The organism is Longimycelium tulufanense (assembly GCF_014645795.1).
In the GTDB taxonomy this organism is placed as follows: domain Bacteria; phylum Actinomycetota; class Actinomycetes; order Mycobacteriales; family Pseudonocardiaceae; genus Longimycelium; species Longimycelium tulufanense.
Map to the genome: position 1 here is coordinate 113,646 of NZ_BMMK01000005.1, position 20,854 is coordinate 134,499.

Genomic DNA, 20,854 nt, shown 5'->3' on the forward strand with positions numbered 1-20,854 from the left:
CGTTGGCGATTCCCCGTTGCCCCTCACGGGTGCGGGATACTCGCGGACGGCACACACGGCATGGATCGACCACCACGCCACACACGCGGCGTGAGCGAGGAGCGAGCGATCAATGGCGTCAACAGCGCCCCATGCAGCTGACGAGCCCAGGAGCACCGCCGAGGCAACCGATATCCGCACGGAGTTCGTTTCCGGCGGTCACCTGGTTGCCAAAGCACTCAAGGCAGAGGGCATCGACACCATCTTCACCTTGTGCGGCGGGCACATCATCGACATCTACGACGGCTGCGTCGACGAGGGCATCGACATCATCGACGTGCGGCACGAACAGGTCGCCGCGCACGCGGCCGATGCCTACGCCCGCATCACCGGTCGCCCCGGCTGCGCCGTGGTGACCGCCGGGCCGGGCACCACCGACGCGGTCACAGGTGTGGCCAACGCCTTCCGCGCAGAGAGCCCGATGCTGTTGATCGGCGGCCAGGGTGCGTTGGGCCAGCACAAGATGGGCTCCCTGCAGGACCTCCCGCACGTGGAGATGATGACACCGATCACCAAGTTCGCGGCGACGGTGCCGACCACCGAGCGGATCGCGGACATGGTGTCGATGGCGTTCCGCGAGTGCTTCCACGGGGCTCCCGGTCCGTCCTTCCTGGAGATTCCGCGGGACGTGCTGGACGCCAAGGTCGCCGAGGGCGCGGCCCGGGTCCCCGGTGCCGGACACTACCGGGCCTCGACCCGCAACGCCGGCGACCCGGCGGCGGTCGAGCGGCTGGCGGACCTGGTGGTCCACTCGCGGCGGCCGGTGATCCTGCTGGGCAGCCAGACCTGGAGCACGCGCGCCACGGACGCGGCCAGGGAACTCGTGCGCACGCTCAACGTGCCGGCGTACATGAACGGCGCCGGGCGGGGCACGCTGTCCCCGGGCGACCCGCACCACTTCCAGCTGTCCCGCCGCTATGCCTTCTCCAGCGCCGACCTGATCATCGTCGTCGGCACCCCGTTCGACTTCCGCCTCGGCTACGGGCGGCGGCTGTCCAACAAGGCCACGGTGGTCCAGATCGACCTGGACTACCGCACGGTTGGCCGGAACCGCGACGTGGACCTCGGCATCGTCGGGGATGCCTCGCTGGTGCTGTCCGCGGTCACCGCGGCCGCATCCGGGTGGGTGGACAACGGCGCGGCCGAGCGGAAGGGATGGCTCGACGAGCTCCGTGCCGTCGAGGACAAGGCGTACGCGGACCGACTGCCGAAGTTGCAGTCCGACGCCAACCCGATCCACCCGTACCGGCTGGTGCACGAGATCAACCAGTTCCTCACCGAGGACTCGATCTACATCGGGGACGGCGGGGACATCGTCACCTTCTCCGGTCAGGTCGTGCAGCCCAAGTCGCCCGGCCACTGGATGGATCCGGGTCCGCTGGGCACGCTCGGTGTCGGGATCCCGTTCGTGCTCGCGGCCAAGAACGCGTGTCCGGACAAGGAAGTGGTCGCCCTCTTCGGCGATGGCGCGTTCAGCCTCACCGGCTGGGACTTCGAGACCCTGGTCCGGTTCGGCCTGCCCTTCGTCGGCATCGTGGGGAACAACTCCTCGATGAACCAGATCCGTTACGGCCAGGCCCAGAAGTACGGGGTCGAACGGGAGCGGGTCGGCAACACCCTCGGCGACGTCCGCTACGACGAGTTCGCACGGATGCTCGGGGGTTACGGCGAGGAGGTACGCGACCCGGCGGACATCGGTCCGGCCCTGCGCCGCGCCAGAGAGTCCGGCAAGCCGTCGCTGGTCAACGTCTGGATCGACCCGGACGCCTACGCCCCGGGGACGATGAACCAGACCATGTACAAGTAGGCCGCATCCGTCCACTGCTTCTGCCGCAGCCGATCGGACGATCGCGGTCGTAGATCCCCCTCTCTCCATGCTCGCAACGTGGCCCGTGGGACACGGGCAGGAGGTTCGCTGTGGGAAAGGCACTTGAGGGCGTCCGCGTCCTCGACATGACGCATGTCCAGTCCGGCCCGTCGGCCACCCAGATCCTCGCCTGGCTCGGGGCGGACGTGATCAAGATCGAGCTTCCCGGGCGGGGTGACGTCACCCGGCTCCAGCTCCGCGACCTGCCGGAGGCGGACAGTCTCTACTTCACGATGCTCAACGGCAACAAGCGGAGCCTCACCCTCAACGTCAAGCACGACGCCGGCAAGCGGGTGCTCACCGAGCTGGTGGCAAAGTCCGACGTGCTGGTGGAGAACTTCGGCCCCGGTGTGATGGAACGGCTCGGTTTCGGCTGGGAGCAGCTGCGCCAGGCCAACCCCCGACTGGTCTACGCCTCCATCAAGGGCTTCGGATCCGGCCGGTACGCCGACTTCAAGGCGTACGAGGTCATCGCCCAGGCCATGGGCGGCTCGATGAGCACCACCGGCTTCCCGGAGGGGCCGCCGCTGGCCACCGGCGCCCAGGTCGGTGACTCCGGAACCGGGATCCATCTGGTCGCCGGCATCCTGGCCGCGCTGTACCAGCGCACCCACACCGGGCAGGGCCAGCGCGTGCAGGTGGCCATGCAGGACGCCGTGCTCAACCTGTGCCGGGTGAAGCTGCGCGACCAGCAACGCCTGGCACACGGGCCGCTGCGGGAGTACCCCAACGAGCGGTTCGACGACGAGGTCCCCCGCTCCGGCAACGCCTCCGGGGGCGGGCACCCGGGCTGGGCGGTGCGCTGCGCCCCCGGCGGTCCCAACGACTACATCTACGTCATCATCCAGCCGGTGGGCTGGCAGCCGCTGACCGAGCTCATCGGCCACCCCGAGCTGGCCGACGACCCGGACTGGAACACCCCGGAGGCGCGGTTGTCCAAGCTGGACAAGGTGTTTGCCCTCGTCGAGGAGTGGACCCTCAACCACACCAAGTGGGATGTCCTGGAGAAGCTCAACGCGCACGACATCCCGTGTGGCCCGGTGTTGTCCACCAAGGAGCTCATCGAGGACGAGACCCTCGCCGAGCTCGGCACCGTGGTTGCCGTCGAGCATCCTGAGCGCGGCAGCTACAAGACAGTGGGGTGCCCCCTGAAGCTGTCGGACTCGCCGGTGGACGTGATGCGGTCGCCGCTGCTCGGCGAGCACACCGACGAGATCCTCGGTGAACTCGGTTACTCCAGGGAACGGCTCCAGGCGCTTCGCACCGAGGGTGTCATCTAAACCAGTAGTCCCCGACATCGCAACAGATTCCCGATCCAACGCAACACCGTAGCCGTCGGGTGGACAACACCCACGGTGCGCGTCCACAGACCCCGGCCCACCCCTCGGCCGGTCCCCGGCGGCAGGGCGTCGTCAACGTCGCCGACGCCCTGCCGCGCCGCCGTCGAACGCCGTATTTCCTTCCACGAGACAGAGAACTCCGGCGCGGTGCAGCGTTGCCCGCTCATCCTCCGCATATCGAACCTCTGCTACAGCGGGGGTAAGTCAGCACGCCCCGAAAGGGTCAGTCCGATGAGCGTTGCCTCGACGAGCTACAGGGAAGTGACGGACAACAATGGACGAGTTTATCGGGTAGGCGAGACACCGCACGACATCATGGGGCGTTCGCGGTCCTGGATGGTCTGGCTTCCCTGGGTCTCCATGATCGCGGTCAGCGTTTTCGAGTACGGCTGGGGGGCGGCCGAGTCGACGCTGGAGAAAAAGTACGGCTGGTCATTGGGCGAAGTCTTCTGGCTGGCCAGCATCTGGGCGGTGTTCCAGGCGGGGGTCGCCTTCCCGGCCGGTCGGCTGCGGGAGAAGGGCATCGTCTCCGCGCGCCTGGCAATGCTGCTCGGTGCCCTGTTCAGCGGTCTCGGGTTCATCACGCTCGCGCACAGTGGAAACCTCGTGGTCGCCTTCATCGGGTTCTCGGTCCTCGGGGGTACCGGTGCGGGCCTCGTCTACGCCACGTGCATCAACATGGTCGGCAAGTGGTACCCGGAGCGGCGTGGTGCCCGCACCGGCTTCGTCAACGGAGGATTCGCCTACGGGGCACTGCCCTTCATCTACCTGTTCAGCCACTGGTTCAGCATTGACAACTACTCCCTGGTGCTGGATCTGGTCGGTATCTACATGTTGGTCGTCGTGGCGGTGTGCGGGATGTTCTTCCGGGACCCGCCGAGCAACTGGTGGCCGGCGCACATCGACCCCCTCCGGTGGGCCCAGGACCGGCAGGGTGCCCGGAACCTGGCGAAGAACCCACCGGCGGTCCGCCAGTACACGCCGCTGGAGGCGATCCGCACGGGCATGTTGCCCGTGATGTGGCTGGCAATGGTGATCATCGGCGGGGTGTCCCTGTTCGGCATCAACTTCCAGGTTCCCTTCGCGAAGGAGAGCCACTTCGGCCCGTTCGTCGCCGCTTCCTCGGCCGGGGTTCTCTCGATCGTCAACGGCACCGGCCGCGCCGTGGTGGGCTGGGTCTCCGACGTGATCGGACGACGGGAGACACTGGCGATCGTGTTGGTGATCGCCGGCGTCGCGCAGTTCGGCGTGCTCTACTCCGGCAACAACCACAACCTGTGGCTGTTCATGTTCTTCGCCTTCCTGAACGGTTTTGGCGGCGGAGCGTTCTACCCGCTGTTCGCCAGCCTGGTCCCGGACTACTTCGGGGAGAACCACAACGCGTCGAACTACGGCCTGGTTTACAGCGCGAAACTGGTCGGAGCGATCGGCGGCGGTGGCGTCGCGGCGTGGGTAGTCGGCAGGTGGGGCTATGACGGCGCCTACACCCTCGCCGGATGCCTGGCCTTTCTCTCCGCGTCGTTGGTGATGTTCCTCCACCAGCCCGGCCACGGCGGCGCCCGGCCCGATCTTGTCGAGCAACCGGCAGTCCAACCCACAGTCCAACCGGCCGTCCGGTCCCTCACCGTGGTCCACCCCAAGTCGGTCACCAGCTGACCGCTTCCCAAGCCCGCCAGGCTGTCTCCACTCGGGGCGGAGGCAGCCTGGCGCCCTTTCTGGAGCACGTTCCGAGACGGCTCCAGTTCATCTCCGGGAGGTACGGGGTAACTCCGTTCCCCACACGCGACCGACAGCGCGCGTTTCTCGACACGGCCAACGCGGGAAACGCAGCTGCAGCGAATGGGGGCCGCGGTCTACGGTGGAGATATGGACAGCGACCTGGCGGTGACTTCGGGACTGGTGATCCCGCGGGCCGAGTTGCGCGAGCGGTTCTCCCGCTCGTCGGGGCCCGGCGGGCAGTCGGTCAACACCACCGACAGCCGGGTCGAACTGTCCTTCGACATTCCGAGTTCCACGGTCCTCACCGATCGCGCACGCGCCCAGCTGGTGCGGCGGCTGGCCGGCCGGTTGGTGGACGGGGTGCTGACGGTGAGCGCGAGCGAGCACCGCAGCCAGCTGATGAACCGGCAGGCCGCGCGGCAGAAACTTGCTCGCATCCTGCGGGCCGCCCTGACCCCGCCGTCCCCGGTCCGCCGGCCCACCCGGCCGAGCCGGGCAGCCGGGGAACGGCGACTCGCTGCCAAGCGGCGGCGCTCCGCCGTGAAGCGGACCCGCCGAACCGAGCGACACGAGGAGTAGTACGGCGAACACACTGCGCCACCACGGTTCCGCGACCCCCCGGGATCGGGTAACCCGCCGCCGTTGTGGGAACGCTTCACTCACCGGCGGGACAGCGGACGAGCTGGGGTAATGTCCCGGACATGCGCGTTCTCGCCTGGTTCGGTAGCTTGCGGGCAGTGCTCTCGGTGCTCACCGCGACAAGCGCTCTCTACATGGCACTCGTGGTTCTCGGCAACATCACCGACTTCGGGACCAACCGAGCCTTCGTCGAGCACGTGTTCGCCATGGACACGACCTTCCAGTCACCGAACACGATGTGGCGTGCGGTGACCGACCAGACCGTGGTCACCGTGGTCTACCTCGCGATCATCACCTGGGAGGCGATCACCGCCGTCGTCCTCACCGCCGCCTTCGTCAGTTGGATGCGTGCGTTTGCCATGGGCCGTGGAGCCGAGCTGGCCCGCCGGTTGTCGAGTGCTGGCTGGCTGATGCAGGCGACGTTGTTCGGCGGCGGATTCGTCACGATCGGCGGCGAGTGGTTCCAGATGTGGCAGTCCGAGAAGTGGAACGGGCTGCAGCCCGCCTTCCAGAACTTCCTCATTGCCGCGGTCGGGCTCATTCTCGTCCACCTTGGAAGGCCGGGCACCCCGGAACAGAATCGCCAGCAGGCGGTGGAGTAGTTCGACCCGTGCGTCCGCTGTTCTCCGGTCGGGCAACCGGGTTGCGTCGCGGAGTGCAGCTTCGGCAGCTTCCTCAGTCCTGCAACAACTCGAGCAACGAGCGAAGAATCTGTCGCGCGTGTGTCCACAGCAGCGCGCCACCGGCATCGGGAACCACGTGGTGCCGAGCGGTACGAAGGCGTCCCGCCAACGTCGCACCCAGGTCGGGCGAGTGGGTGGGAGAGGTGTCCTGCTGCCCGTACCAGAGGTCGACCGGGACCGTGATGTCGGCCGGATCGAACGGCCATCGCGTCATGGAGAGCAAGGTATCCCGCCCATATCCCGCCGGACCTTGGATGAACGCTTCGGCCATCGCGCGCCGAAACGCGCGCTCGAACGCGGGCTGGCGGTAAATCGCCCGGTCCACCTCCGAACTCGTGCCGGTGATCAGCCGCCACAGCGTCTCCGCGTTGCCGAAGGCGGCGAAGTCGGCTTCGGCCGCAGCGGGGTCCCTCGCCGCGTGGGTCACCATGTCCCGCACCTCTGGCAGGAGGGAGCGAGCGAACCCGGGTGCCGCAAGCTCGTCGCAGCCGGAGACGACCGCTGCCGCCGACGCCGGACCGTCTGCGGCGCAGGCCAACGCGAAGGGGGCGCCCTGGGAGTAGCCGACCACCCCCACACCCGCCAGCCCACGGACCTCGGCCAGGGCACGGGTGTCCGCTGCCCAGTCCCACAGCGTGCGCCCGGGCAGCGGGTCGGAGGCGCCGAGGCCCGGGCGGTCGACCGACACCAGGCGCACCCCGAGGGGCGCAACAACCCCGGCGCCAAAGCCCATCCGTCGGCTGGTCGCCGCACCGGGACACAGCAGGACCGGGATGCCATCCGGCGGCCCCCACTCCGCCCAGGCCAGCAACCGTCCATCCGGAAGCTGGCTCTCTCCCATCCGATCCGGCTCGACAATGCTCACCCGCACGGGTGGAGTATGGCTCCCGCGCGGCGCAACATCGCCCTGTTTTTCGTGCCGCCCTTGCCGGGTAGGGAAAATCTCGCGAGTATTCTGCGGGTGCACCCGGACGAACCAGTCACTTACCCGCCGCTACCGCCGGGCCGGGAGCGTCATCTTCTTCTCGTGCCGTTCGAGGTCGACTTCGACTTCGACGTTTTTCGCACCGATGACGGTGGTTCCGACACACCCGAACACGAGCGGCACTACGATCTCGCTGCCTACCACCAACGCGTGCACGAGGTGGCCAAGGCACGGCTGGAGGCGATGATGCAGGACAACCTCATGGCGCGCTGGAGCATTGCCGCCGACCCCGACTTACGAGGTTTTCGCTGCATGCTCACCAGTTCTGTGGCCCGACTCCTGCCATAGCTGGGCCTTCTTCGGCCTGGACGACCAACGCTGGAAGCAATCCCGCACACCGTGGCCATCGGGGCACGCCTGGCCCGGTGGGGTGGGACGTGTTGGGGGACCGAGCCAGCACACGGAGCGTCCCGGTATGCCTGTCGGGCGGCGACGGTGACCAGTGAGCTACTCCGAAGGGCCCAAGTCGGCCCGATGAACCTTGTTGATCCACCTCGCACCATCGTCGCGTCGTGCTAGGGAGAAGGGGCGAGCCCCTGGCCCGAGTCCTACCCCGCCGGCCGCACGGCACCGCACGTGACGTCGGAGTAAGGAGCTGCGGATGGCACTGACCCTGCACTATGTGGCGCGCAGCGACCGGGGGTTGACCAGGTCGGTCAACGAGGACTCCGTCTTCGCCAGCCCGCGCCTGCTGGCCGTCGCCGATGGCATGGGTGGCCACATCGCGGGCGAGGTGGCCAGCCGGGCCGTCATCACCGAGCTGGCCAAGCTGGACGAGGCCGACCCCGGCCCGGATCTGCTCGACCAACTCCGGGATGCGGTGCTGGCCGGCAACGCCGCCATCGCCGACCTGATGCGGACCGAGCCGGACCTGCAGGGGATGGGGACCACCCTCACCGCGATGGTGTTCACCGGAACCGGCTTCGGCGTGGTCAACGTGGGCGACTCCCGGATCTACGCGCTCGGGGACGGGACGCTGCAGCAGGTCACCCGGGACGACAGCGTCGTCCAGTCGCTCGTCGACGAGGGGCACATCACCCCGGAGGAGGCCAGGACCCACCCGCACCGGTCCCTGGTGCTGCGGGCCATGGTCGGGCAACCCGACCTCGAGCCAACGCTGTCGGAGCTGCCGGCGCGGGCCGGTGAGCGTTACCTGCTGTGCTCGGACGGCCTGACCGACCTGCTCCCGGACGAGGTCCTCGCCGAGTTGCTGGCCGTGGCGGATCTGGCCGAATGCGCCGACGGTCTGATCGAACGCGCTCTCGACGAGGGCGGCACCGACAACGTGACAGTCATCGTCGCCGACGTCGTCGAAGGGCCCAACGGACAGTCCCCTCCTTCCCAGGATGCGTGCCGGGAAGGAGGACAGGACGGTAAGGAGGGCAGGAGACGGCAACGCCTGCTGCTGATCTCGGTGGCGCTACTGGTACTGACCGCCTGCGCACTTGTGGTCCTCCTCCCGGTCGGATAGGACGTTTCCGGCGACTCCGGCTGCTCGTTCCGACGGGTCCCGATGTCGAACAACCAGTCGAACAACCAGGTGTGCAATCGGTACCCGATGCTCATGACCCCGAAGTACTTCACGGTGCCGGCATCGGAGGAACGGCCATGCGACCACAAACCAACACCGGGAGCGAGGTGTGCTGCGCCGTGAACCGACCGCAGACCCTTCTGGGCGCTGACGGGCCACGGTCGTTGGTCCTGGTGCGGCTGGCCATCGGGGCGGTCTTCCTCTCCGAGGGCGTCCAGAAGTTCCTGTTTCCCGCCAGGCTGGCCGAGGGCCGGTTCGCCAGGATCGGGATTCCGGTGCCGGAGTTCTTCGGCCCGCTGGCCGCGGTCGCCGAGACCGCCTGCGGGGCGTTGCTGCTGCTCGGGTTGCTCACCCGGCTCGCGGCACTGCCACTGCTGGTGGACATGGTGTTGGCGCTGGCGCTGACCAAGGTGCCGATCCTGTGGGGCGGCTCCGGGGACAAGCCGAAGGCACACGGTTGGTGGGACATGGCCCACGAGGCGCGTACCGACTGGGCGATGCTGCTGGGTCTGGCGTTCCTGCTGGCCACGGGTCCCGGGCGGTGGTCGCTGGATGCCGTGCTGACGCGCCGGAGCATTGCCACCGACCGATGACGTGGTCGACGCCGGGCGCAGACCCTGGTCCTTGGTGTCGGATCGCGATATCGTCTGCCGATATGGACCTCGTTCGGGAGCTGCTCCGTGGCGCGGTGCCGGTGCACGTGCTGCACCACGCCACCGAGCAGGAGGTGTACGGGGCGTGGCTGGCCGAGGAGCTGGCCCGCCACGGCTACCCGATCTCGCCGGGGACCCTGTATCCGCTGTTGCACCGGATGGCGGCCGCCGGGCTGCTGGCCTCCACCGAACACGTCGTCGAGGGCCGGGTCCGGCGGGTCTACCAGGCCACCCCGGCCGGCCGGGACGCCTTGCTCCAGCTCCGGGCCGTGGTGGCCGAACTGGCCGACGAGGTCCTGCCCCGGCACCGCCGGTCCACGACCGTCCAGCGGAAGGGCACCGCGTGAACGAGCAACCCACGGCCGGCTCGAGGTTGAACCTGGCGCGTCGGCTGGGCACGGTGGACGCGGTGGTCATCGGGCTCGGCTCGATGATCGGGGCCGGTGTGTTCGCCGCCTTCGCTCCCGCCGCCGTGGCGGCGGGAGCCGGCCTGCTCCTCGGGCTGGTCATCGCCGGCGTCGTGGCCTATTTCAACGCGCAGAGCTCCGCGGTGCTGGCCGCCCGTTATCCCGAGTCCGGCGGGACCTACGTCTACGGTCGGGAACGGCTCGGGCACTGGTGGGGGTTCACCGCCGGCTGGGGCTTCGTGGTCGGCAAGACCGCCTCGTGCGCGGCGATGGCACTGACCTTCGCCGCCTACCTCGCCCCCGATCACGCCAAGCCGCTGGCGGTCGCGGCCGTGGTCGTGTTCACCGTCGTCAACTACTTCGGGGTGACCAAGACCGCCCGGCTGGCCCGGATCCTGCTCGCACTGACCCTGGCGGCGCTGGCCGCCGTGCTGGTCGCCGTCTACGGCGGTGGTGAGGTCTCCCCCACCCACGTCGGCGAGGTGGCCGGCTGGACCGCGGGCGGGATCCCGGGTGTCCTGCAGGCGGCCGGGCTGCTGTTCTTCGCCTTCGCCGGCTACGCCCGCATCGCCACCATGGGCGAGGAGGTCCGCGAGCCCGAGCGCACCATCCCGCGCGCCATCCCGATCGCCCTGGTGTGCGCGCTGGTCATCTACGCGGTCGTGGGTCTGGGTCTGCTGCTCACCCTCGGGCCCACCGCACTGGCGGGATCGCGCGCGCCGCTGGCCGACGCCGCCGTCCGGGGCGAGCTGTCCTGGCTCACCCCGGCCGCGCGCCTGGGCGCCGCCGTGGCCAGCCTCGGCGCGCTCCTGGCGTTGATCACCGGCATCGGCCGCACCACGCTGGCCATGGCGCGCCGCCACGACCTTCCCGGCTGGCTGGCGGCCGTACACCCGCGCCACCACGTCCCGCACCGCGCCGAGATCGTGCTCGCGGTCGTCGTGTGTGCGCTGGTGCTCACCCTCGACATCCGTGGCGCGATCGGGTTCTCCTCCTTCGCGGTCCTGGTCTACTACGCCATCACCAACGCCTCCGCGTACACCCTGCCGGCGCAGGAGCGGCGCGTCCCCCGGTGGTTGCCCGTCCTGGGCCTCGTTGGCTGTGTGACGCTCGCCGTCACGCTGCCCTGGACCTCCGTGGTGTCGGGTCTGGCGGTGTTCGCGATCGGCCTGCTGGGACGGCTGCTCCACAGCACGCTCCGCGCACAGTGATCGGTCGGTGGTTTTCCGCAGATCCCCCACGCGGGGACGACAACGCCCGCTTCTGCGGTGCCCCTGGTCCGTACGACACCGAATAAGACGGTGCGTGGTCCCGGCTCCTGTGGGGGTTATTGGGGATGTCGGGAGCACCTCCCACACCGTGGAACACGGAAGGAAACGGACAGTTCCGCCGCGAAAGCCTCGCACGGCCGTACTCCGGCGATACGCGGTGGATACCAGGCCGAGGAGTGGTCCGGACGAGCCGGGCCGCCTATCGCCGGCTCGCACACCATTGTGCGAGCCGGGCCACGAAACCAAAAGAAAGGGCGTCGTCCTCAACCAGCCTGGGGGTCACCGGGAGTACGACGCCGAGACCCACTATAGCGGATTCCACCGGCAACCGCGCAACATCGGATCAGTAACGAGACGGGCATCATGCCGAGACCCGGAGCTCCGCGCGGGCATCATCCGCTTCAGCGGATAAGGAGGACAACCGTACGTTCCAGCAGTGAGATATTTGGCAACGGACATGGCCTGATCGATAATGAGCCGTGCCCCGCGTGTCCGCTCCAGCGGATGCGACGGGCAGCCCGGGCGGCCGGCCCAGGGCTCGATCACGAAGGATGCGGCGGCATGGACCCGGAACGGGGCGGGCAGCACACCGGGTGCGGGTTGGCGGCGAAGATCACCCGGATGATCGAGACGCGGTACCCGGACCACCGGACCCGTCCGGGCTTTGCCAAGCTCGCCACCGAGATTCGCGAGCACACCGGCAAGCCGATGTCGGCCACCTATCTGTGGGAGCTCGCGACCGGACGGAAGCGCAACCTCACCCAGGAGACCCTCGGCACGCTGGCCGCGTTCTTCGACGTACCGGCCGAGTACCTGCTGGACGACGGGGTCCGCTCCCGGGCCGACGCGGAGGCGAACCTCACCGTTGCCCTACGGAACCGGAAGGTGCGCTCCATCGCGTTGCGGGCCGACGGCCTTTCTGACCACACCCTGGATGCGCTGTTGGCCATGGTCGACGAGGCACGCCGCATCGAACGGCTGGCACCGGTCGAGGAACGGTCGGACGACGCGGCCGGACCTGGTGACCGCTGAGGCCAACCGGTTGCGGATTCACTCCTACGACAGGATCTCGGGTTCGTTCTCCGCACTCCGTACGGACCTGCCGCGTGGGGCCATGTGACAACGGGGACAGTCATATGGCTGGCGCGCCTGTCCCAGGGCTGCGGGGACGAGTCGGCGTGGTGTGCCGACCCACCTTCCGTGGTCTCCCACGAGCTCGGGCCCGCCGGCTGATCCAGTGTGCTACGGCGGCTGGCCCAAGCCAGCAACGAAGCGCGACCCGATTGCCCCGGGTGCTTCGGTCATACGGGCGTCCCGGTTGGGTGAAGACTCACCGACGGGACCGTACGAGGGGGCGCGGAAACGGACGTTACCCACCTCGTGCGTGCGGCCAGGTGGCTGCCGGTGAGCACCCGTCAATCGCAGTCGCGGCAAGGGAAATACCCCGCGGTACCTGTCACGGGGCCCAGCGTCGGCTTGCGTGACCAACGTTCTCCCACTCTCCTCGCTCGAGGTGAGCACCGTGCTCGGCCGGAATCACCTGAAGTGCGGACGAGCGAAACCAGGCACATCGCTAGCTTGATCCCCCATCACTCCCCGGCACGCGCGGTGGCAACGACAACGACGTCCCGCCGGCGCGACGGAACTCATGGAGGGGAAACATGATTCACCTGACCGAAACCTTGGCGGTCCACACCATCGAGGACTTCCTGAGCCCGACCGAGGTGAACCGGCTCAACCACGCGGTCGACAAGTTCCTCGACGCGACGGGCTGGCGGCCGAGCAGGTCGGCCGAGGTCGTCCGGCTGCCGGAGAACGTTCAGGACATCATGGGGAACGCCCTGCGCCGCAACCTTCCCGCCGTCCAGCGCGTGGTGCCCTCGGTCAGCGGCGCCGCGGCGTGGGAGTACGTGGAACTGTCCCCCGGGCAGGCCGTCCCCTCCCACCTCGACGGTATCGGCCCCGACCCGATGGCCTACCCCCACCGCATCGCCCGGATGAGCGTGGTCATCGCGGACGCCGCGCGGGGCGGGGACTTCTACGTCGAGACCACCTCCAGCGAGCTGCCCTGGAACCCCGGTCCAACCGGTGGCAACGGCTACGACCCCCGCATGCGTTTCACCCGCATCGCCACGCACGAGTCGGTCGAGGACGGCGACGAGTCGGCGGGCTGGATCTCGCACACGCCACGGACCCGGTGGACGACCACGGCCGGTGTCGGTGTCGCCGTGGTCTACGGCGCGCAGCTCATCCACGGGGTCACTCCGGTCGTCTCCGGCAAGGTCCGCAAGCTGATCACGAATCTGACGGACCAGCCGGTGTAGCCGGTACGGACAAGGCCAGGTTCACCTCGTCCGGGAGTCCGGGTTCACGCGAACTGCGAAACCGGTGGCCGGCGGGCAGGACCGTCCCGCCGGCCACCGCGGAGCCAGCCACCATCGATCACGCCAGGTATCTGAAAGGGAATCCACCGTGGCAATCCCTGACATCCAGCCCTACGTGATGCCGCGTCCCGAGGAACTGCCTGCCAACACCGTGACGTGGACTCTCGACCCACGCCGGGCCATGCTGCTCATCCACGACATGCAGAACTACTTTCTCCGTGCTTTCCCCGCCGGACGGTCACCGGTAGCCGACCTGATGGGCAACGTCTCGCGGCTCCGCCGTCATTGCACCAGACTGGGGATCCCGGTGAGCTACAGCGCGCAGCCCGGCGGCATGACCGACGAACGGCGCGGCCTGCTGCGCGACTTCTGGGGCCCCGGCATGACCACGAGCCCCGACGACTGCGCCCTCGCAGAGGCGATCGCACCCACCATCGGTGACCAGGTCTTCGTCAAGTGGCGGTACAGCGCGTTCCATCGCAGCCACCTGCTCGACTACCTGCTTGACGCCCTCCCCACGGCCAAAGCCGGGGGATTCCAGCCGCCACGAGCTCACCTGGTGTGGTGGGTTGTGGTGCTGTTGGTTGGCGTTCAGCCTTCCGGCCACCCTTGCGGCTGTTTGTCCGCCCCAACTGGTGCTCACGGGTCTCGTGGCCCAGCTCCGCCCGCCCAGCGGTGAGGATGTTCTTGGCCGCGTTCACGTCAGCGTGGTCGGTGTGTCCGCAGGCGGTACACCGGAAGACCGCTTGGCTCTCGCGGGACTTCCGATCCACCACCCGGCACCGGTGGCATTTTTGGGACGTGTATGCGGGGTTGACGAACACGACCCGCGTTCCTGTCACGCGAGCCGTGTTGCGGACGGCCTGCTCGAGCCGATACCAGCCCTTGTCGAGGATGGCCCTGTTCAGGCCGGCTTTCTGGCGGACGTTGCGGCCGGGTTCCTCGACCGTGCCGGCCGCGCTCGCCGTGAGCGCCTTGGTGTTGAGCTGCTCGAACACCACCACACCGTGGGTCCGGGCGAGCCGCACTCCGAGCTGGGTGGTGTAGTCCTCGCGTCTGCGCCGAATCTTGGCGAGCGCGGCTGAAATACAGCGCCCACCACCGGGTTCGTGCCGACAGTCGTCAGCCGGAAAACAGCGGCGCCAGTGGCGCCTTCGACGTCTCGGCCTGCTCCTCGGGCGCGGTGGCGGTCACCGGCTCCGCTGGCACGGGAGGGTGCTCCCGCTCCCGAGCGGGAACGGTGTCCGCGGGCGCCGGAGCATGCTCCGGTTCCGGAGCGGGAGTGGTCGCGACCGGGGCCGGCGCGTCCTCCTCGCCTCGCTTCCGCTTCCGCCGTTGGCCACCTTTGCGAGTGACACGACCGGACGCGGCCGCCGCGGGCTTGGTGCGCCCGCTTGCGCGCCGGGCAGCGATGACGAAGGGGGCGAGCGTCTCCCGGAGCCGGTCGGCATTGGCGGCGGTGAGGTCCATCTCGTAGCTCACCCCGTCGAGGGCAAACTCCACCGTGGTGATGTCGTCGCTGCTCGACCCGTCCAGATCGTCGACGAGCTGGACAAGAACCTTTTGCACCACAGTCGCCACCCCTGCACGCTGCGTGTTGGAAAACCACCGGAAAACACGCCGGAAGGCACAGGCCTCCGCGCCGCGGGAGCATAGCAACGGTCGTCGCGACGAGCTAGAACGAGCCAGAGAGCGAAAGCGGTGAGTCGTCCGGCGGCCTGTGTGCGACGGAGAGGGCCCGGGCCAAGCAACGACGGTGCATGCTGTTGGGCCACCACGGCCACGCCAGACCTGAAAACAGAAGAGAGAAGAACGACACTGTCACGGGTCTGCCAAACGACCGCTTCGTGGCCCAACTCGCGCTCGGCCGGTGTACCGGCCAGAAAGACAGGGTGGCGTCCCGGGGTACTGACGTGGTGTAGGGCGACCGCCTTGGTGGCCGCCACGGCTCTCGTAGGGAACGATATTGCCGAGCGGATCACCGAGGATGCGGTGACTCGTCCGTCCCAGTGGACGTCCGCGGCCTGTGTCGTCACCTCCTACGGCCGGTCGTCCCCCGGCACTTCGGACCCGCCGGTGTGCTGAGCATCTCAGCCGCCCACGTTGGTCGGGGTTGGTGCGCAGTCATAGGGCGGCAAGAGCCCGCGGTCGTCGACGGACAGGTAGGAGTCGACCTGCCAGCCGTCGCCCACACGTTGCATGTCGACGTTCGCGAAGGGTCGCTCCAGCTGTCCGGCGGGCCGGACCTCGGCATGGAACCCGGCCTGGTTGGTGCAGTCCTTCGCGAAGAAGGAGCTCACCTCCGGTGTCTCGCCGGAAGGCTCGCCGCCGCACCGCCCGTCCTGGTCGAGTTGCTGGCGGAGGGTGGGGGTCGCCAGCTCGCACGCGGCCGGATCGTGTCTGGCGTAGAGCTTGAGGAACGCATCGGCGACCGCCTTGGAGTCTCCTCGATCCACCTGTGCGACCGACGTCGACGTGGGCTCGGTCCGCGAGACCACCCACGCCGCCACGCCGAGCAGGGCGACGGCGACAACGATCCCCAGCAGCAACAGTCGCTTTCTCACGTGTGTACTCCCTCCGATACGGGACTGGTGTTTCGTGTCTCTTCTGGACTGGCGGCCCGCGCCTACGAGCCGCCGAGTGTCGGGTTGGGCCACAACGGATCGATGCCGGCGCTCCACCGAGGAGCGCCGGCACCTTTCCTTGGCCACCGGGTCAACGGCAGGCCGGGACAGCCCCGTTGTTCCCGACGTTGACGAACCCGGCGCTGATCCACGTACCGTCGTCGAGCTTGTTCCAGCGGTCGGTCATCCCCTTGACACCGGGAATGTTCTCGCCACGGGCGGCGCAGACGATGTTCACGGTCTGGCCTGTCCTCAGCCGAGTACGCACGGCGAAGCGGGTACCCGGTCCCCCACGGACGTTGACCCCCGCGTGCGGGCCCGAGTCGACCGTGCCCTTCACCGCCTTGTCCGCCGGCGGCTTCGGCGCATCGTCCTTGGCCGGCTTCGGCTTGTCGCCCGCGTCACAGGCTGGTGCGACCGGGTCGTTGCTTCCGGTGTTGAGGAACCCGTCGCTGATCCACATACCGTTGTCGAGCTTGTTCCAGAGGTTGGTCCTGCCCCACAGGCCCTGGATGCTCTCGCCGCGGGCGGTACAGGCAATGTTCAGCGTCTGCCCGGTCCGGACGCGAGTGCGCACCTCGTAGTTGGTGCCCGGCCCGCTGCGCAGGTTGATGCCGGCGTAGCGACCGGAGTCGACCGTGCCCTTGGCCACCTTGTTCCCCGGCTTGTTGTCCGGTGGCTTGGGCTTGTTGTCCGGCGGCTTCGGCCTGTTGTTGTCCGTCGGCGGCTTGCCCGCGTCGGGCGGCGGCGTGTTACCGCCGCTGGAGCCGAAGTTCGTGATGTTGCCGCGGAAGGCGGCAACCCGCTGGTTCCCCCGCTCGGCACCACCCTGGTACTGGCCCCCGCCCTGGAAGAAGGTCCAGCCGCCCAGGGTCTTGCCGGCCACCGGGACCTCGCGGTTACCACGCTTCACCGAGAAGTGGACGTGGTTACCGTTGGCCGAACCACCGCACGGGAGGCGGGTTCCGGTACGGCCCAGGTAGGTGCCCTCCTGGATGCGCGAGCCGTTGGCCAGGTTGGTCAGGTTGGTCATGTGGTAGTAGGTGGTGGTGTAGCCGTTGTCGTGCACCACACTCACCAACGCGCTGTCGCCGCGCTGGCAGCTCTTGTAGAGCCGCCCACCCGCGGCGGCCCGCACCTGACCGTCGCCCCCGAAGAAGTCGATCGAGTTCATCGGGAGGCTGCTACCGGTGTTGCCGTGCACACCGCCGAGCCGCCATGCCATGCCCTTCGACCAGGGCAGGCCGAGCCCGGTGTCCAGCCCGCCGCGTGGTCCGTCAGCCTCGCCCGCGGCGCCGCCGGGCTTGCCCTCCGGGGGCTTGCCCGAGCCCTCCTGGGTCGCCTCCGCCCGCGCGTAGTCGGTCTGCTCGGCCCGCACGACCTTGGCGAAGAGGTTCTTCTCCTCGCCGTCCACCACCGAGTCCGGCGCCTGCTTGGCCAGCTCGGCGAACCCGGAGCCGCCCTGCAGCTCGGTCCGCCAGCGGCCGTCGGTGCGCTTGGCGACGAACAGGGCGGTCCGCGGCGCCTCCGGGGTGGTGGTCGGGGCGGGGAGGGTGGCGGTGCCGAAGGCCCAGTCCGACCCGGCCGTGCGTTGCGTCTCCACCACGGGCTCGGGCAGCGAGTCGGTCTTGTAGTCCTTCTTGGCCTGGGCTCCGTTCTGCGCCAGCATCGCCGCGCGCACGGCGGCCTCCAGCTGCCCGGGGTTCGGCTTCGGCGGCTCGGCGGCGGCCGGCGACGCCAGCAGGAGCGCGGCTCCGGCGGTGAGCACCAGCGCCCGGGATATCGGGCGGAACGCGGTGGCACCACGCCACGGCGCACCGCCGGGAAGTTTGGTCCTGTACGACATGGTCTCCGTGGTCCTGATTTCTTTCGCAGGGGATGCGGTGCCGGTGCGGCGGACAGGCCGCGCCAATGGAGCCGACAACCGCGCCGCCAAACAGACCAACGACGGTGAAGCGCGTTGTTCCTCCCATTGGAGCAGCCAACCGGGAACGACACCACGGACATCACGAAAAGCCCGACCAACGTGGGTCAAGCTGTGATCACGATACTATCTCTTCCGGATTTATCTCAACCGGTCCCCGGTTCGGGCGGGACGATGACGTAGGCCATTCGGCGTAGTTGCGGGTGCCGAGCCCCGCCGCCCTGGTCACACCGCCGGCGCCCCCGACCCAACCGTCTCCCAGAACCTCCCCCGCCCCACTTCGACCGCTCTGACCAGGATGTTCAGCACCGTAGCAGGATCGGGGATGACAGCTGGGACAACGACATGACCGCGCGCCCGGACCCGGGTCACCAATTACCCCACCAGGGGTAGTTCGCCAGCCCGGCCGGCCCAGCCGGGAGACCCCAATAAAGTTCACCGAACGCGCCGGAAACAATACTCAGCGTTCCCCTATCGGCACGAACACCAGCTACCGGATCACCCGAAAACAACACACCGAACACGGTTGACCACAGATCCTCACCGCCATAGTTTCCAACTGTGGCTTACCGCGAAGGCAATAGGAAGGAAATATTTCCCTTATTCCTGGGTCGCTCCTTACGGTGGCCGCGGACCGAGTCACGACGGGTTCGCCACCGCGTTTTGCGGGGCAGTTGCTCGTCGTCGAGCGCGCGGTAACCCTGCACCGCGCGCCGTCCGGCCAGGAACCGAGCGCGCGGGCGGGTCCCGTGGGCGAGGGGCATGGCACGCCCGGCGATGGAGCGAGGGTCCGGGCGTCCGCACGGCGTGGTGGTTCCTCGACGGGCGGGAGGTCCGCGCAGGCGACGGGGTTCCGGGGCGGGCAACGGCGCTCCGGGCCCCGTCGCCGGAGTTCCCCGACACGGGCTCGGCCGCGTGCACCAGTTGGCGTATCAGGAGGTCTCAACCACATGGCAGCACCGTCGTCCGGTCGGCACCGCGAGAGCGGGCGCCATCGCAAACGCGGCTCGCGGGGAAACCACGCCAAGGACCGGACAACCACATCCGGGTCGCGCCGCGCGGGAGCCCTGCTGGCCACCGCACTGATCGCGCCCACCGCGGTGAGCATGCTCGCCGAGGGCACCGCGCTCGCCGAGGGCCCGGCGCAGGCCGAGGCGTTCCGGACCACCGCGGGCGGAACCCAGGACGTGCCGGTGGCCGGGGACACCGGCCGGCCCGCGAGCGAGGAGTTCACGCACCTGGGATGCAAGGCACCGGTCCAGGGCAATGACGCCCAGGGCAACGCCATCATCCACTACGACGACCAGACCGGGGACCCGAGGCTGGCCGCCGACATCGAGCAGGCGGCCAAGTTCTGGAGCAGCTCCGGTGCCAACGTCCACCTCCTCCCCGGCAAGTCCCGGGGAGCGATCAAGATCACGAAGCGGTCGTTCGGCAACGGTGGCACCGGCACCATCGGCCTCGGCGGTTGCGGCGGCCAGCCCTTCGTCGAGCTCAACGGCGACTTCACCGCACGGGCCGACGCCCAGAACCGGATCGGGCTGATCGCCCACGAGATGGGCCACGCGCTCGGCCTGGGGCACAGCCAGGGGTGCAGCCTGATGCAGCCCGTGCTGCGGCCGTGCGGCGGCGAGGTGCCGAACAAGCCGAGCCAGGACGAGGTCAACGGGATCAAGCAGCTGTACCGCAAGGGCGCGCCCAACCCTGGGACCCCCGGTCCGGGCCAGCAGCCCGGCCCCGGGGAGAAGCCGCCGAACCGGCCGGGTCCGGGGGATCAGGGCCCGGAGCAGCCCGGGAAGCCAGAGAAGCCGGGTAAACCCGGCCGGCCCGGCAAGCCTCCGGTCCAGCCGGGCCCCGGCGATGAACTGCCCGGCTTCCCCGGTCCGGGCAACGAGATTCCCGGTGACCCGGGTCCGGGTGGGACGCCGCCGATCCAGCCCGGTCCCGAGGACGAGCCGCCCGGCTTCCCCGGTCCGGGCAACGAGATTCCCGGTGACCCGGGTCCGGGTGGGACGCCGCCGATCCTGCCGGGTCCCGGGGATGCGGGGCCCGCGGACCCGGGTGACAACCCGTCGTGCCCGCCGGGGAACGTGCCGGGCAAGCCCGGTCCGGGTGAGGAGACCCCGCCGGTCAGCTTCCCGCTGCCCCCCGAGGGCAAGCCTGCTCCCCCGGAGGGCAACCCGCTGCCGCCGGCCGAGCAGCCGGGGCCCGAGGAGGGTCCGACGCAGCCGGGCAACCAGGACCTGGAGAAGCGGCTGGCCGAGCTGGAGAAGAAGCTCAACGACCTCATCTCGCGGGTCAACGACCTGGAGCAGCGGGGCACCCGGCCGACCGCGGTGACCCCGGGGCAGCCGGAGGCCCCGGGTGAGACCAACCCCGGCCAGCAGTTCGCCGAGCTCGGCCGGTTGCTGGCCCAGATCCTGACCCAGTTCGTGCAGGGGTTCGGCCAGCCCGGTGACGTCGAGCCCGGTGACCTCGGCCAGCCGGGTGACTTCGGGCCCGGCGAGTTCCTGCCCGGCGACTTCGGGCAGCCCGGTGCGGTGGGCGCGCCGGAGTTCCAGCCCACCGGGCTGGGCGGCCTGGAGCAGTTCAGCGGGTTGTGGCGGGCGATGCAGAGCGCCTGGTCCTCGCCGGCGCTCTCTGCCGGTGACGATGTGTTCTCGTGGTTCTCCGCCGCGGCCACGACTCCGATGGACAACAACGTCATCCCGATGGACAACGGCGTGATCGAGCGCGACCTCGCCTGGACGGCATAGGGATACCACTGGCCCAGGGTCCAACTACGTCG

At 69.1% G+C, this 20,854-nt stretch carries 18 protein-coding genes and 1 pseudogene; 14 read left to right on the top strand and 5 right to left on the bottom strand.

Annotated features, from left to right (window positions below; all coding sequences use genetic code 11):
- Positions 1-112: 112 nt before the first annotated feature.
- From IEY55_RS07900 to IEY55_RS07920, 5 genes are all read left to right on the top strand, one after another.
- The gene (locus IEY55_RS07900; RefSeq protein WP_189055514.1) at positions 113-1,846 is read left to right on the top strand and encodes a thiamine pyrophosphate-binding protein; all 1,734 of its coding nucleotides are present in this window, start codon (positions 113-115) and stop codon (positions 1,844-1,846) included.
- 110 nt (positions 1,847-1,956) lie between these two features.
- The gene (gene frc, locus IEY55_RS07905; protein ID WP_189055516.1) at positions 1,957-3,186 is read left to right on the top strand and encodes a formyl-CoA transferase; all 1,230 of its coding nucleotides are present in this window, start codon (positions 1,957-1,959) and stop codon (positions 3,184-3,186) included.
- A 375-nt stretch (positions 3,187-3,561) separates the two neighbouring features.
- Positions 3,562-4,902: an OFA family MFS transporter gene (locus IEY55_RS07910; RefSeq protein WP_229686165.1), complete on the top strand. Its 1,341-nt coding sequence runs from the start codon at positions 3,562-3,564 to the stop codon at positions 4,900-4,902.
- 210 nt (positions 4,903-5,112) lie between these two features.
- Positions 5,113-5,544 (top strand): alternative ribosome rescue aminoacyl-tRNA hydrolase ArfB, encoded by a 432-nt coding sequence (gene arfB / locus IEY55_RS07915; protein WP_189055521.1) that lies wholly within the window; start codon positions 5,113-5,115, stop codon positions 5,542-5,544.
- A 122-nt stretch (positions 5,545-5,666) separates the two neighbouring features.
- The gene (locus IEY55_RS07920; RefSeq protein ID WP_189055523.1) at positions 5,667-6,206 is read left to right on the top strand and encodes a DUF2165 domain-containing protein; all 540 of its coding nucleotides are present in this window, start codon (positions 5,667-5,669) and stop codon (positions 6,204-6,206) included.
- A 73-nt stretch (positions 6,207-6,279) separates the two neighbouring features.
- Here the strand turns inward: IEY55_RS07920 and IEY55_RS07925 are convergent, their stop codons facing one another.
- Positions 6,280-7,158 (bottom strand): alpha/beta fold hydrolase, encoded by an 879-nt coding sequence (locus IEY55_RS07925; protein WP_189055525.1) that lies wholly within the window; start codon positions 7,156-7,158, stop codon positions 6,280-6,282.
- A 9-nt stretch (positions 7,159-7,167) separates the two neighbouring features.
- On the opposite strand from IEY55_RS07925, the gene IEY55_RS07930 reads away from it, so the two are divergent.
- The 8 genes from IEY55_RS07930 (at position 7,168) to IEY55_RS07965 (ending at position 14,197) form a co-directional block, all read left to right on the top strand.
- A complete protein-coding gene (locus IEY55_RS07930) occupies positions 7,168-7,560 on the top strand; it encodes a hypothetical protein (protein WP_189055527.1) in 393 nt (130 codons plus the stop codon).
- A 313-nt stretch (positions 7,561-7,873) separates the two neighbouring features.
- Positions 7,874-8,743 (top strand): PP2C family protein-serine/threonine phosphatase, encoded by an 870-nt coding sequence (locus IEY55_RS07935; RefSeq protein ID WP_189055529.1) that lies wholly within the window; start codon positions 7,874-7,876, stop codon positions 8,741-8,743.
- A 137-nt stretch (positions 8,744-8,880) separates the two neighbouring features.
- On the top strand, positions 8,881-9,396 hold the full coding sequence (locus IEY55_RS07940; RefSeq protein ID WP_189055531.1) for a DoxX family protein: 516 nt from the start codon (positions 8,881-8,883) through the stop codon (positions 9,394-9,396).
- Positions 9,397-9,458: 62 nt separating this feature from the next.
- Positions 9,459-9,803 (top strand): Rv3488 family transcriptional regulator, encoded by a 345-nt coding sequence (locus IEY55_RS07945; protein WP_189055533.1) that lies wholly within the window; start codon positions 9,459-9,461, stop codon positions 9,801-9,803.
- Entirely contained in the window at positions 9,800-11,074 is a 1,275-nt protein-coding gene (locus IEY55_RS07950) for an APC family permease (RefSeq protein ID WP_189055535.1), read from the top strand. Before IEY55_RS07945 ends, IEY55_RS07950 begins: the two co-directional genes overlap by 4 nt.
- A gap of 621 nt (positions 11,075-11,695) precedes the next feature.
- The gene (locus IEY55_RS07955) at positions 11,696-12,166 is read left to right on the top strand and encodes a hypothetical protein (RefSeq protein ID WP_189055537.1); all 471 of its coding nucleotides are present in this window, start codon (positions 11,696-11,698) and stop codon (positions 12,164-12,166) included.
- Positions 12,167-12,795: 629 nt separating this feature from the next.
- Positions 12,796-13,458, top strand: coding sequence for a hypothetical protein (locus IEY55_RS07960; protein ID WP_189055539.1), 663 nt, complete (start codon positions 12,796-12,798; stop codon positions 13,456-13,458).
- 148 nt (positions 13,459-13,606) lie between these two features.
- The gene (locus tag IEY55_RS07965) at positions 13,607-14,197 is read left to right on the top strand and encodes an isochorismatase family protein (RefSeq protein ID WP_189055540.1); all 591 of its coding nucleotides are present in this window, start codon (positions 13,607-13,609) and stop codon (positions 14,195-14,197) included.
- A 13-nt stretch (positions 14,198-14,210) separates the two neighbouring features.
- Here IEY55_RS07965 and IEY55_RS31945 read toward each other — a convergent pair.
- From IEY55_RS31945 to IEY55_RS07980, 4 genes and pseudogenes are all read right to left on the bottom strand, one after another.
- Positions 14,211-14,546, bottom strand: a pseudogene (locus tag IEY55_RS31945) (zinc ribbon domain-containing protein); the annotation flags it as partial.
- Positions 14,547-14,640: 94 nt separating this feature from the next.
- Positions 14,641-15,099 carry an Lsr2 dimerization domain-containing protein gene (locus IEY55_RS31950; RefSeq protein WP_373289977.1) on the bottom strand — a complete coding sequence of 153 codons (459 nt, stop codon included), beginning with the start codon at positions 15,097-15,099 and terminating at the stop codon, positions 14,641-14,643.
- Positions 15,100-15,608: 509 nt separating this feature from the next.
- The gene (locus IEY55_RS07975; RefSeq protein ID WP_189055542.1) at positions 15,609-16,082 is read right to left on the bottom strand and encodes a hypothetical protein; all 474 of its coding nucleotides are present in this window, start codon (positions 16,080-16,082) and stop codon (positions 15,609-15,611) included.
- A gap of 151 nt (positions 16,083-16,233) precedes the next feature.
- Positions 16,234-17,988, bottom strand: coding sequence for a peptidoglycan DD-metalloendopeptidase family protein (locus IEY55_RS07980; RefSeq protein ID WP_189055544.1), 1,755 nt, complete (start codon positions 17,986-17,988; stop codon positions 16,234-16,236).
- Between the two features lie 1,028 nt (positions 17,989-19,016).
- Between IEY55_RS07980 and IEY55_RS07985 the strand changes: the two genes are divergently transcribed.
- The gene (locus tag IEY55_RS07985; protein WP_189055546.1) at positions 19,017-20,822 is read left to right on the top strand and encodes a matrixin family metalloprotease; all 1,806 of its coding nucleotides are present in this window, start codon (positions 19,017-19,019) and stop codon (positions 20,820-20,822) included.
- The last annotated feature ends 32 nt before the right edge of the window (positions 20,823-20,854 follow it).